This window comes from Nocardioides sp., from assembly GCF_035703625.1.
Lineage (GTDB): Bacteria > Actinomycetota > Actinomycetes > Propionibacteriales > Nocardioidaceae > Nocardioides.
On the sequence record NZ_DASSXS010000087.1, the window covers coordinates 26,824 to 38,715 of the forward strand.

An 11,892-nucleotide genomic window follows, 5' to 3' on the forward strand; every position below is an offset into this window, starting at 1 on the left:
CGTCTGCTCAGCCCCGGATCGTGGCGAAGACCCCGGTCGCGACCACGAGCAGGGGCAGCAGGGCGAGCAGGCTGACACTCTCCGCGAGGTCCCCGAGCCGCCCGCGCCGCACCGACGGGGTGGACGGCACCAGGGTCGCCGCGAGCAGCACGGCGCCGGTCACGGCCAGGGTGAGCGCCGCGGCCGGTCGCCACTGCGGGTAGAGCCACAGCAGCGCGACGGCGACCGAGAGCAGGCCGGCGAGGCCGGAGACCAGACCGACGAGCACCTCCGAGCCGGTGCGGTACTGGCGGGTGCGGAGCATCACGACCAGGCAGCACACGATCGCCAGCAGGGTGCCGGCGAGGCCGAGCGTCACCGCCAGCGGAGAGATGATCGCCAGCAGCAGGCCCACCGTCGCCGACACCGCGACCAGGATCTGGTGGGCGACCCGGGCGTCGGCACTCACCCGATCCGGGTCGACGTCCTCGGGGTCAGCGGTGATGTCCTGGGTCGAGTAGAGCTGGTCGACCGTCGTGCCCGTGGCGGCCAGGGCCAGCCAGGGGAAGATGCTGCCGGCCATCACCACGACCGTCAGGGCGGTGGTGAGCACCACTGCGGGGTCGAACGGCATCGCACGCATCATCAGTCCGGTGGCCAGGAAGATCGCGCCCACGACCATGGGCGGGATCATCAGCGTCCTGCCCTCGCCGAGCCCGACGAGGCACACCAGGCCGGCGATCGCCGCCCCCGCGCCGGCGTAGGCCACAGGGAGCGCCGACACCGGGCCATCGGGCGCGAGCATGAAGCCCGCGACGGCGGCGTAGAACGTCCCCATCCAGGCCACGGCGACCGAGGCCTCCGGTTCGCGCTGGACGCGGGAGAGCACGATGGCTCCGGTGACGAGCGCCAGCGCGACGACCGCCGCGGCGACGCTTGCGAGCGTGGACGCCTGGATGAGCAGGGCGACCCCGCCGAGCGCCATCAGGAGGGCAGCCGCCGTCAGCGCCGTACGCCGTCCCGCCGCCGGCTGCCAGGGCTTCAGCTCCCGCTCGACGACGTCGGTCATGGCCTCCACGACGTCGTCGTAGACCCGCGGGGGCTCCTCGTCCACACCGGCGGTGACTGTGATCAGGCCGCCGTCCTCGACGCCCTGGATGGCGAGGCCGGCGTCTCCGGCCAGCGGCCGTCCGTCCCGGGTGACGAGGCGGTAGCCGGCGTAGACCGTGACCGGATCGAGCAGGCCGACGCTGCGCGCGAGCTCGGGCACCAGCTCGGCGACGGGAACGGCGCCCGGCAGCACCAGGTCGACCCGCCGGGTCCCCGAGGCGACGGTGACCCGGACCAGGCCGGACGCGCTCGCCGGCGCCTGACTCATCGACCCTCCCCCGGACTCGGCGTGGACGGTCCCGACGCGGACCGCTGGCATGCTATCGCCCGGCGCACGGAGCCCCGGGCGTCAGCCGACCTAGTCGATCACCCCCGGGGCAGCGTCCTCGTCGTCGACCCAGTCCTGCGGCGACTCGAAGAGGTCGTCCCGCTCCTGCCGGTCCTCGTCTCGTCCCTGCCCGCCACGGGTGACGGCGATCCCGGCACCGCGCGGGCCCAGCCTGGTGCCGGCCCCGCCCGTGGCACGCCCGCCCGTCGTACGCCCGCCCGTGGCACGACCGGTGTTGCCCGTGGTCGCCCCGTTCGGCCGGCCGGTGGAGGCGGTGGCCCCGGGGGCACCGGCCCTCGCTGCCGAGCTGGTCGCTCCGGCGCGGGGGGCGGCGGCGGTCGACCCGGAGGCGGCGGAGGCGCCACCGCGCCCGAGGGTGCCCGCGGCGGCCGCGCGCGCACTGCTGCCGATCGTCCCCCCGGCGCGTGAGGCGGCTCCGGCCGAGCCCGGGACGGCCGTGCCGCCACGGACTGCCCCGCCGATGCCGGCAGCACCGCCCAGCAGCCCACCCCCGAGCGCGCCCGCGAGACCGGCCGCAGCACCGGCGCCGGTCGAGCTCGTGGCCGCGACCGAGCCGCCGGCCCCCACGGTCGCGGGAGCAGAGGACACCGCGGGGAGGACGGCGCCGTCCTGGGCGGTTCCCGAGGCGGAGATCACCGCGGGCGTGGCTCCCGTCGGCGCCACGACGTGGGATCCGCCCGTGGTCGAGGCCCCGGAGGGCGGGTGGCCAGTGTGCGTGGCGCCGGTGGTGCCGGTGGCGGTCGCGGAGGTGCCACCGGAGGTCGAGCCGCCCGTCGTCCGGACCCCGCCCCCGCTGCCACCGGGCGCGCCGGAGCCACCGGCTCGGGTGTCCGGCTCCCCGTGCACCTGCTGCATCGTCGCCGTCGAGTCACGGTAGACCCGGTCCATCTGGTTGGCCGCGGCCTCGGCCCTGGCCTCGCGGTCGGCGATCGCCGCGTGGTAGCTGCCGAGCTGGGTGGAGTAGACCCGCTGCTGCCGGACGGCGTCGGCGTCGTTGGTGCCGGGGGCGATGTCGGGGCGGGCCGGCTCCGACGGCACTGCACCCAGCGAGGTGTGGACCTGCTGCGCCTGCCCCATCGCGCTGTCGGCCCGGGCGAGGGCGTCAGCCGCCCGCTCCATCTGCTCCTTGCGCGCGCGGACCTTCGCTGCGACCTGCTGGAAGGCACGTTGGGCCGCGGGCCCGGTGTGGGTGCCGCCGAAGTTCGCGATGACCTGAGGGCCGGCCATCTCGAGCGCCATGGCGACGCTGTCGAGCGACCTGGCGCCGTTGCGCCACTCCTCCTCCGCGGCCTGGATGGCTGACCTCGAGGCGCCGGACACCGCCCGGTCGAGGCGTGCCTCCTGTGGTCCTCGTGGCATCAGGCACCACCTCCGCTCACGGACCCGGCTCCGCCGGTGGTGTCCGGGCCGAGATGCTCGTTGCGGGATGCCTGCTCACGGCGGTCGGCCTCGGCGAACGCGGAGGAGCCGACCAGCACCTGGACCGCCGCCTGCTTCGTCTGCAGGTCGGCTGCGTTGCTCTCGTCCGCGGCCTGCACCAGGCGGACGGCCTGCTCGACGCCGTCGCGGAACCGGGTCAGGTCCGCCACGACCCCGAGGATGGTGTCGGCGACGACCTGGTGGGCCTTGCCGTGGTGGAACCCCAGGTCCGCAGCCGCCTCGGACCCGCCGAAGGCCCCTGGAGAGAGGTGCAGCCGCTGGAACGAGCCGTCGTCTAGCTCGCGCGCGTTGGCGTTGAGCGCGCTGATGACGGCGTTGATCCCCTCGGGGTCAACGTCGAGGTCCTGCAGCGCCTGGACCACCGGGCCGATGTAGAACACCTGGGTGTCGTCCTTCCCCTGATGCGTGCGGTAGCTCCCGCGGGTCGGCGCCTCCCGGCCCCGACCCTCACGGGACGCGGGCGTTCAGCCTCCGAACGAGCTGGCGCCGCGTCGGTCGGCGGCCATGTACTCGGCGTTCGACTGCTGGACGGTCTGACTCGTCTGGTTGAGCAGGTCCTTCATCTCCAGGATGGCGGCGTCCCACCTGGCCTTGGCCGTGGTGTAGGCCTGCTGGGCGTTTCCGACCCAGTCGCTGCGCAGCGGCGCCAGCTCGCTCTCGAGCCGGTTCAGCCGGTCGTCGATCTCCTTGACGGTGGCGTAGAGGTCCTGGGCCGCCGTGTCGAGGCCGGCGTGGTTGACGCGAAGTCCGTCGAAGCTCATCTCGTTCACTCCTCGAGTCCGGGCTCAGCCGAGCCGGCTGGTCGTGCGGGCGTAGTTGGCGGACTGGGCCTCGTCGGTCGAGACGTTGTCGCGCTCGGTGGCGGTCAGCGCGCTCTCGAACTCGTCGAGCGCCTGCACGATGACCCTCTGCTTCTCGGTCCAGGCCTGGTGCAGCGTGAAGAACGCCGTACCGCCCGCGCCCTGCCATCGGCCGCGCAGGCCCTGGATCTGGCCGTCGAGCTTGCTGCTGATGCGGTCGAAGTCCACCTTCGCGTCGGCCACCAGGGCCGCCCCCTTGCTGAGTGTGCCTTCGCCCTGTCCCATCTCGGCTGCGGACATGTCGCCTTCCCCTTCTCCCCGTGGCGGCTGCTCACCGCTCGAGATCTCTCGGCTGCTCCTGCTCTGCTGAGCGTTGATCGCCCGACCAGGTGGTCTGGTCCGGCTCCCATGCCCTACCCGCCGCAAGCGGGTCTAAACATCGGCATCGAGAACCTGCGGACAACAGACGCAACGCCCCGGCGCCCGAATGGTGACGGCGCGGCAACGCCGACCCGTGTCGCCCGCCTTGCTAGCCTCCGGTCGATGTCTGCGTCCGTCGCCCCGCTTCCGCAGGTCCGCGTCCACCTCGTGGTCGGCCTGCTGGCGGCGGTGCTCACCGGCTGCGGCGACTCCTCACCCGGCCTCCAGCCCGACACCGATCCCACCCTCTCCGGCTCGCCGTCGAGGTCGCAGGAGGTCGCGCCCGCCGACGGGCCGATCGTGGCGAACGCCCACGCGTCGTACCGCGTCCCGAAGGGCTTCGAGGTCGCCGACGAGCTGGCGGGCACGATTCCGGCCAACGCGAGCGGCAGCAGCCGGAGCGCCATCACGCTGGGCGAGTTCCCGGCGGTCGGGACCACCGATCTCGGGACCGTTGCCGGGGTGGTGGCCAGCAACGTCGCCCGCGGGCGCCCCCCGAGGCAGATGGCGCAGGCCACCCTGGACGGCGAGCCCGCCTTCCACCTGGCGGGCAGGGTCGAGCCGGGCCAGCGGTTCGAGGCGTACGGCGCGGTGCACGACGACACCGTCGTCTACGTGCGGTTCGACCTCGACGGCTCGCGCGCGGCCACCGCCGCGGTCATCGAGTCGGTGCTGGCGACCTGGCAGTGGAAGTGACCGAGCTCCCCGGGCCGCTCAGAAGCCGACGTTGGACGTCAGCTCCCAGACCGTCCGGCAGAAGCCGGTCGCCACGAAGAGCGCCGCAACGGTGACCGCCGCGCCGAGCGCCTCCGCGACCTCGGCCCTCCGGGCCCACCACGCCGAGCGCCAGCCCCGACCGGCGGCGACCGCCACGACGACGAGCAGCGACGCCAGCCCGATCGCCACCCCGGCGAGGGTCGCGGTGCGCTCCGGCGCCGACTCCGGCAGCACCGCCACCGCGAGCACCACCCAGCAGCCCAGCCCGGCGCTCCGCAGGGCCACGCGCGCCCCGGCGTGGCGGTAGCTCCGGCCGGCCAGCAGCAGGGCAGCGCCGGCCGCGAGGACCTGGCAGCGGGCGCCGATCTGGTCGAGGTCGGCCGTGGCGGTTGCCAGCAGCATCTGGGCAGATACGACGGCCACGACGGCGATCGCCACCCCGGCGGCCGTCACGATGCGCGCGCCGCGCGCCACGACCACGTCCACCGCCTGCCGTGAGGCCACCGCCCTCCTGCGCCGTCCGCGCGGCAGGTCCCGGGCGGACCAGGCGGTGACGGCGAGCCGCTCGAGGTCGACCAGCAGCTGGTCGGGTACGTCGACCGCGAGGCCCGGCACCAGCCGCGACGCCAGCACGCCGACCACCAGCAGCACCGACCAGGCGACGCTGGGTCCGAGCCCGAGGAGGGCGGCTGCCCCGGTGGTCACGAACACCATCGAGCCGGCCACGATCCACGTCCGCAGGCCCTCGTCCAGCTCCTCGCCCGCCGCCCTGGCGATCGCGGCCGCCACGGCACCCGCGAGACCGGTCAGCCCGGCCACCATGGGCAACCGGGCCGGATCGGGGTCCCACACCACGATGAACGCGGCGGCCGCGGCGAAGGCGGGGGCGGCCTGGGCGCGGTGCGCGGCGTACCGGCCGAGCGGCACCACCCCCAGCAGCGCCGCGAAAAGGAGCACGCCGACGGTCGCGGCGCGGGTGAGCCCGGAGTCGGCGTGGGCGGCGGACCACCCGGCCAGCGCCGCCGCCGCGACGGCGACGGCGCACCAGAGGACCGCGGCGGGTCCGGGCGGAGAAGGTGTCGGTGGTGCGTCCGGTTCTCCGGCGGGCGTGCCCGGGCGCGGCACCGAGGTCGTCGCGATGACGAGGTCGCCGGCGTCCACCCCGGCCGAGGCCAGGCTGGCGTCCGGGGAGACCGGTTCGCCGACGCGGGTGTAGATGAGCGGGATCGACGGCAGTCCCGCGCGGGCGGCGTACTCCCCGGCGAGGTCGGCGCCCGTGGTCCCCGGCGGGACCAGCAGGTCGAGCACGCCGACCGGGCCGTGCACGCTGACGGGGAGGCTGCCCGCGGGACCCACGCCTGCCACCCCGTCGACCCCCTCGCTCGCCCGTCTCTCCCACTCGCCGGCCGTCGTCGGCAGGGTAGTCGCTCCCCATCCGGCCCGCCTATCATCGCCTCGGACCATCGACCCCGGGGGGCACCTTTGAGTACGGCGCTGCGCGGCGCGCGGCTCGACGAGCCCGAGCTCCCCACCGGCCAGATCGTGCTCCAGCCACCGCCCCAGATCGAGCAGCACGAGGGCGCCAGCGGAGTGCTGATGAACGCCATCCCCATGCTGGGCAGCCTCGGCTCGATCGTCCTGGTGGCCACCATGGGGTCGAGCACGGGCGGTCGCAGCTACATCGCGGCGGGGATGTTCCTCTTCGCCACGCTCGGCTTCATCGTCGTCCAGCTGGACCGGCAGCGGAAGCAGCGCACGCAGCAGGTCACCGGCTCCCGCACCGAGTACCTGCGTTACCTCTCCGGGGTGCGCGAGGTGGCGCGTGAGGCCGCCGACCAGCAGCGTCGAGCCCTGACCTGGCACCACCCGGAGCCCTCCGCCCTCCCCTCGCTCGCCGAGGAGCGGTCCCGGGTCTGGGAGCACGGCACCGCGGACGCCAACTTCCTGCACGTCCGGTACGGCGTCTGCGCACAGCCGCTGTCACTGGAGCTGGTGCCGCCCGAGAGCGCCCCCATCGACCAGGTCGATCCCGCGGCCGCGTCCGCGCTGCACCGGCTGCTCGTCGTCCACCGGCTGCAGCCCGACCTGCCGGCCAGCATCGACCTGCGCGCCTTCGACCGGATCGAGCTGTGCGGGCCGGAGGAGCCCGCCCGGGCCCTGGTCCGGGCGATGCTCTGCTCGGCGGCGGCGTTCCACGCTCCCGAGCACCTGGTGGTCGCGGTGCTCGCGACCGAGCAGAACCTCGCTCACTGGGACTGGCTGAAGTGGCTCCCGCACGCCCAGAGCGCGCAGCAGTCGGACGCGGCGGGCCCGAGCCGGATGATCACCACGTCGCTGGCCGACCTGGCCGAGCTGCTGCCGCCCGACCTCAACGACCGGCCACGGTTCGGCGCCGAGGAGCGTCCGGCCTCCCCCCACATCGTGCTGGTCACCGACGCGGCCCGGCTGCCCCCCGGCAACCACGTCGTCCCTCCCGACGGGCTGCACGGCGTCACCGTGATCGACCTGCCGACGCGCTGGGACGAGCTCGAGGACCCCACCCGGCTGCGGCTGGAGCTCGACCTCGTCCCGGACGGCGCACGCGGCCGGCACGACAAGGCGCCGGTCACCGCTCTGCGGGTCCGCGAGGAGCCGATCCGGGCCCTGGCCGACCAGTGCGACCTGGCGACGGCGGAGGCGTTCGCCCGGCGCATGGCCCCGCTGCACACCGTGACCGCCGGCCCCTCCGAAAGCTCCACGGGCGAGATCACCGGTCCCGCCGACCTCATGGACCTGCTCGACCTGGGCGACGTCCACTCCTTCGAGCCCTCCGCGGCCTGGCGTCACCGTCCGGCCCGGGACCGGCTGCGAGTGCCGATCGGGCTCGGCGAGGGCGGGGCGGCGGTCCACCTCGACATCAAGGAGTCGGCCCAGCAGGGCATGGGACCGCACGGGCTGGTGATCGGCGCGACCGGATCCGGCAAGTCCGAGCTGCTGCGCACGCTCGTCATGGGCCTCACCATGACCCACTCCCCCGAGCACCTGAACCTCGTGCTGGTCGACTTCAAGGGCGGTGCGACGTTCGCGGGCATGTCCGAGCTGCCGCACGTGTCGGCCCTGATCACCAACCTCGCGCAGGAGCTCACCCTGGTCGACCGGATGCAGGACGCCCTGTCCGGCGAGATGATCCGCCGCCAGGAGCTGCTGCGCCGGGCGGGCAACTACGCCTCGGTCCGCGACTACGAGAAGGCCCGCGCCGCCGGCGAGGACCTCGCGCCCCTTCCGTCCCTGTTCATCGTCGTCGACGAGTTCTCCGAGATGCTCTCGGCCAGGCCGGCCTTCATCGACCTGTTCGTGGCCATCGGCCGGCTCGGCCGCTCCCTGGGCCTGCACCTGCTCCTGGCCTCGCAGCGGCTCGAGGAGGGACGGCTGCGGGGCCTCGAGTCGCACCTGTCCTACCGGGTCGGGCTGCGCACCTTCAGTGCCGGCGAGTCCCGCTCGGTGCTGGGCGTCCCCGACGCCTACGAGCTGCCACCCGTGCCCGGACTCGGGTACCTCAAGCCCGACCAGTCGAACCTGGTGCGGTTCAAGGCGGCGTACGTCTCCGGGCCGCCGAGCGGGAAGGCGCGGGTCCGCCGCGACGAGGGCGGCCAGGTGCAGGGCATCCTGCCGTTCACGATCGCCGAGGTGCAGGTGCTGGAGCCGGCCCAACCCGAGCCCGCACCGGCCGAGCCCGAGCCGGTCGGGCAGGGCGAGCAGCAGACGTCACTGCTGGATCTCGCGGTCGCCCGGATGGCCGGGCACGGGCCGTCGGCCCACCAGGTCTGGCTCCCGCCGCTGGACGTTCCCGACACCCTCGACCAGCTGATGCCCGACCTGACGGAGGACCCCGAGCTCGGACTGTCCTCCCCGTCCTGGCGCCGGCTGGGCGGGCTCGTGGTCCCCCTCGGCACGGTCGACCGGCCACGCGAGCAGCGGCGCGACACGATGACGGTCGACCTCTCCGGAGCGGCGGGCCACGTCGCCGTGGTGGGCGGGCCGCGCAGCGGGAAGAGCACCCTGCTGCGCACCATCGTGACCAGCATGGCGCTGACCACGACGCCGCTCGAGTCGCAGTTCTTCGTGCTCGACTTCGGCGGCGGCACCTTCGCGCCCCTGTCCTCGCTCCCGCACGTGGCGGGCGTCGGCACCCGGGCGGAACCCGACGTCGTACGGCGCATCCTCGCGGAGGTTCGCGGGGTGGTGGACCGTCGCGAGGCGTACTTCCGCGAGCAGGGGATCGACTCGATCGAGACCTACCGGAGCCGGCGCGCCGCGGGGCGCGCCGACGACGGCTGGGGCGACGTGTTCCTCGTGGTCGACGGATGGTCCACGCTGCGCGCCGACTTCGACGACCTCGAGGTCGAGCTCCAGCAGCTGTCGGCGCGCGGCCTGACCTTCGGGCTGCACCTCGTCGTCGGCGCTGCCCGGTGGGCGGACTTCCGCTCGGCCCTGCGCGACATCTTCGGCACGAGGCTCGAGCTGCGGCTCGGCGACCCGACCGACTCGGAGATCGACCGCAAGGTCGCCGCGCTCGTGCCGACCGCCCGGCCCGGTCGGGGCCTGGAGCAGGGCCGGCACCACTTCCTCGGGGCACTGCCGCGGGCCGACGGGAGCCCGGACACCGCCACGCTCGGCGACGGGGTCGAGGCCCTGGTCAAGCGGGTGGCGGCGGCCTGGCGGGGCCCGGCCGGACCGAAGCTTCGCCTCCTGCCCGAGCGTATCGACCTCGAGCTAGTCCGCGCCCAGGCCACCTCCGCCGACCTGCCGGAGCGGCTCCTGCTGCTGGGGGTGAACGAGAAGGAGCTGGCGCCGGTCGGGCTCGACGCCGACCACGAGCCGCACCTGCTGGTCTTCGGCGACGGCCGGTCCGGCAAGAGCGCCCTGCTGCGCACGTACGCACACGAGATCATGCGTACCCGCACCCCCGAGCAGGCCCAGATCGTCATCGTCGACTACCGCCGTTCGCTGCTCGGCGAGGTCCCCGACGAGTACCTCCTGAACTATCTCACGTCGGGAGCCCAGGCGGCCCCGGTGCTCAAGGAGCTGGCCGACTACCTGGAGAAGCGGATCCCCGGCCCGGACGTCACCCCCGAGCAGCTGCGCGACCGGTCCTGGTGGCAGGGCGCCGAGGTCTTCGTGCTCGTCGACGACTACGACCTCGTCGCCACCCAGCACAGCTCCCCGGTCGCCGCTCTGCAGCCGCTGCTCGCGCAGGCCCGCGACGTCGGTCTGCACCTGGCCGTGGCGCGCCGCTCCGGCGGCGCCTCCCGCGCGCTCTACGAACCGGTCATCCAGTCGCTGCGCGACCTGGCGATGCCGGGCCTGATGCTCTCCGGGAGCCCCGACGAGGGGCCGCTGCTCGGCAACCTCAAGCCCGCACCGGCACCCCCGGGCCGCGGCCGCCTGGTGTCCCGCGACCGGGGCCGCGAGGTCGTACAGCTGGCCTGGACCGACCCGTCCGTCTAGCTGTGATGCCACCCCGTTGAGTTGGGCCTAAGTGACCCTTGAGTTCGGACTTGCCGCCCCTTGAGTTGTGCCTTGCTGCGCGCGACCGAACACTTTTCCCCGACTCGAGGGGCGGGAATCCCCAACTCAACGAGTCTTGAGGGCGAAGCCCGGCAGGTCGGCGAGCTGGTACGTCGCCTCGAAGGTTCGCTCGTACCCGGTGTGGGCGACCTTCCAGCCGTCCTGGGTGCGGACGTACCGGTCCTCGTAGAACGCGGCCCCCTCGAGCTTGAACCCGTACTCCGCCGAGATCACCTGGTCGTGGAGGTACCAGCGACCGGTGGCCGTGTCGCCGTCGACGCTGAGCTCCGGGTGATGGCAGTGGTGCATCGTGACGATCGCCGGACCGAGGTTGGTGCGCATGTAGTCGACCAGTGCCTCGCGGTCGGTGAACGCCAGGCCGGCGTAGTCGGCGGTGGCGTCCGCGACGAAGCAGTCCGAGAAGTCGTCCCACTGCTTGGTGTCGAGGGTTCGCAGGTAGCGGTACTTCAGCTGGCGGATCTGCTCGAGGTCGTCTGCGTAACGATTGCCACTCATGGCGCGGAGCCTAGACCGGCGGCTGGTTATAGTCGCGAGCGTGATCTTCAAGCGGGTGGGCGACGGGCGCCCCTACCCCGAGCACGGGTTGACGTCGAAGGCGTGGGCGACCGTTCCGCCACGCCAGGTGAGGCTCGACCAGCTGGTGACGACGAAGGACACCCTGCACCTCGACACCCTGCTCGACGAGGACTCGACCTTCTACGGCGACCTGTTCGCCCACGTGGTCGAGTGGCGTGGCGAGTTCTACCTCGAGGACGGCTTGCACCGTGCGCTGCGGGCCGCCCTCCAGCAGCGCAACGTGCTCCACGCCCGGGTCCACCCGGTGGCGGGCTGAGTGATGCAGCAGGCCGCGAGGACGAGCTCGATCCTCGCCGGCCTCGCGGCGGTGACCGCGCTCGGAGCCCTCTGGGGGTGGTCGGCGATGACCGAGCCCTTTCCGGGGAAGACCACGCCGCCCAAGTGCGTCGCGACCATCGTCTCGCCCGGCGAGAAGCTCTTCCCGGCCCAGGTCACGGTCAGCGTCCTGAACGCCAGCGAGCGTGACGGCCTGGCCGGTCGCACCATGGCCGAGCTCGTGGACGCCGGGTTCGCCGAGGGCGACACCGGGAACGCGCCGCGCGACGTCCGGGTCGCCCGCGCCGCGGTCTGGGCTCCCACGCCCCCGGGGCCGGACGCACGCCTGGTCGCCAGCCGGCTCGGGCCCTCGACCCGGGTGGTCGACCGGGAGGGGCCGGGCGTCGGCGTCACGGTCGTCGTCGGGAGCGAGTACACCGAGCTCGTCAAGGGACTGCCGTCGGTGCGGGTGAGGAGCGAGACCGAGATCTGCAGCCCGCCGGTGGCCTAGCTCAGGTGCCCTCGCGTCGCCCGCGGCCACCCAGCCACTGCGCGAGCCGCCCGGACGAGGACACCTGGCGCAAGCGCTCCTCGGTCTGCTCCCGCAGCTTGCGGGGGGTGACGACCAGCAGGTCGTCGCCGTGGCGCAGGACGGTACGCCGCTCCGGCACCAGGATC

The 11,892-nt window shown here is 73.9% G+C and carries 11 protein-coding genes; 4 read left to right on the forward strand and 7 right to left on the reverse strand.

Annotated elements, in window-relative coordinates; all coding sequences use genetic code 11:
• Nucleotides 1-7 precede the first annotated feature (7 nt).
• The 5 genes from eccD to VFN12_RS04520 form a co-directional block, all read right to left on the reverse strand.
• Nucleotides 8-1,357, reverse strand: coding sequence for a type VII secretion integral membrane protein EccD (eccD, locus tag VFN12_RS04500; RefSeq protein ID WP_325117401.1), 1,350 nt, complete (start codon nucleotides 1,355-1,357; stop codon nucleotides 8-10).
• 90 nt (nucleotides 1,358-1,447) lie between these two features.
• Nucleotides 1,448-2,797: a hypothetical protein gene (locus tag VFN12_RS04505; protein WP_325117402.1), complete on the reverse strand. Its 1,350-nt coding sequence runs from the start codon at nucleotides 2,795-2,797 to the stop codon at nucleotides 1,448-1,450.
• On the reverse strand, nucleotides 2,797-3,258 hold the full coding sequence (locus VFN12_RS04510) for a hypothetical protein (RefSeq protein ID WP_325117403.1): 462 nt from the start codon (nucleotides 3,256-3,258) through the stop codon (nucleotides 2,797-2,799). Before VFN12_RS04510 ends, VFN12_RS04505 begins: the two co-directional genes overlap by 1 nt.
• A gap of 84 nt (nucleotides 3,259-3,342) precedes the next feature.
• Nucleotides 3,343-3,639 (reverse strand): WXG100 family type VII secretion target, encoded by a 297-nt coding sequence (locus VFN12_RS04515; protein WP_325117404.1) that lies wholly within the window; start codon nucleotides 3,637-3,639, stop codon nucleotides 3,343-3,345.
• A gap of 24 nt (nucleotides 3,640-3,663) precedes the next feature.
• Nucleotides 3,664-3,978: a WXG100 family type VII secretion target gene (locus tag VFN12_RS04520; protein ID WP_325117405.1), complete on the reverse strand. Its 315-nt coding sequence runs from the start codon at nucleotides 3,976-3,978 to the stop codon at nucleotides 3,664-3,666.
• Between the two features lie 243 nt (nucleotides 3,979-4,221).
• Here VFN12_RS04520 and VFN12_RS04525 point away from each other — a divergent pair, with 243 nt between their 5' ends.
• Nucleotides 4,222-4,794, forward strand: coding sequence for a hypothetical protein (locus VFN12_RS04525; protein WP_325117406.1), 573 nt, complete (start codon nucleotides 4,222-4,224; stop codon nucleotides 4,792-4,794).
• Between the two features lie 18 nt (nucleotides 4,795-4,812).
• On the opposite strand, the gene VFN12_RS04530 is transcribed toward VFN12_RS04525, so the two are convergent.
• Entirely contained in the window at nucleotides 4,813-6,171 is a 1,359-nt protein-coding gene (locus VFN12_RS04530) for a hypothetical protein (protein ID WP_325117407.1), read from the reverse strand.
• A 126-nt stretch (nucleotides 6,172-6,297) separates the two neighbouring features.
• Between VFN12_RS04530 and eccCa the strand changes: the two genes are divergently transcribed.
• On the forward strand, nucleotides 6,298-10,302 hold the full coding sequence (gene eccCa, locus VFN12_RS04535; protein WP_325117408.1) for a type VII secretion protein EccCa: 4,005 nt from the start codon (nucleotides 6,298-6,300) through the stop codon (nucleotides 10,300-10,302).
• 126 nt (nucleotides 10,303-10,428) lie between these two features.
• On the opposite strand, the gene VFN12_RS04540 is transcribed toward eccCa, so the two are convergent.
• Nucleotides 10,429-10,878 (reverse strand): nuclear transport factor 2 family protein, encoded by a 450-nt coding sequence (locus VFN12_RS04540; RefSeq protein WP_325117409.1) that lies wholly within the window; start codon nucleotides 10,876-10,878, stop codon nucleotides 10,429-10,431.
• Between the two features lie 40 nt (nucleotides 10,879-10,918).
• On the opposite strand from VFN12_RS04540, the gene VFN12_RS04545 reads away from it, so the two are divergent.
• Both VFN12_RS04545 and VFN12_RS04550 read left to right on the forward strand, forming a co-directional pair.
• Nucleotides 10,919-11,215 (forward strand): type II toxin-antitoxin system VapB family antitoxin, encoded by a 297-nt coding sequence (locus VFN12_RS04545; protein WP_325117411.1) that lies wholly within the window; start codon nucleotides 10,919-10,921, stop codon nucleotides 11,213-11,215.
• Between the two features lie 3 nt (nucleotides 11,216-11,218).
• Entirely contained in the window at nucleotides 11,219-11,725 is a 507-nt protein-coding gene (locus VFN12_RS04550; protein ID WP_325117410.1) for a LytR C-terminal domain-containing protein, read from the forward strand.
• Nucleotides 11,726-11,892 lie beyond the last annotated feature (167 nt).

Coding starts and splice junctions, on each gene's coding strand:
- VFN12_RS04515 (WP_325117404.1), bottom strand. CDS start 3,639: ATGAGCTTCGACGGACTTCGCGTCAACCACGCCGGCCTCGACACGGCG.
- VFN12_RS04550 (WP_325117410.1), top strand. CDS start 11,219: ATGCAGCAGGCCGCGAGGACGAGCTCGATCCTCGCCGGCCTCGCGGCG.
- eccD (WP_325117401.1), bottom strand. CDS start 1,357: ATGAGTCAGGCGCCGGCGAGCGCGTCCGGCCTGGTCCGGGTCACCGTC.
- VFN12_RS04525 (WP_325117406.1), top strand. CDS start 4,222: ATGTCTGCGTCCGTCGCCCCGCTTCCGCAGGTCCGCGTCCACCTCGTG.
- VFN12_RS04505 (WP_325117402.1), bottom strand. CDS start 2,797: ATGCCACGAGGACCACAGGAGGCACGCCTCGACCGGGCGGTGTCCGGC.
- VFN12_RS04540 (WP_325117409.1), bottom strand. CDS start 10,878: ATGAGTGGCAATCGTTACGCAGACGACCTCGAGCAGATCCGCCAGCTG.
- VFN12_RS04520 (WP_325117405.1), bottom strand. CDS start 3,978: ATGTCCGCAGCCGAGATGGGACAGGGCGAAGGCACACTCAGCAAGGGG.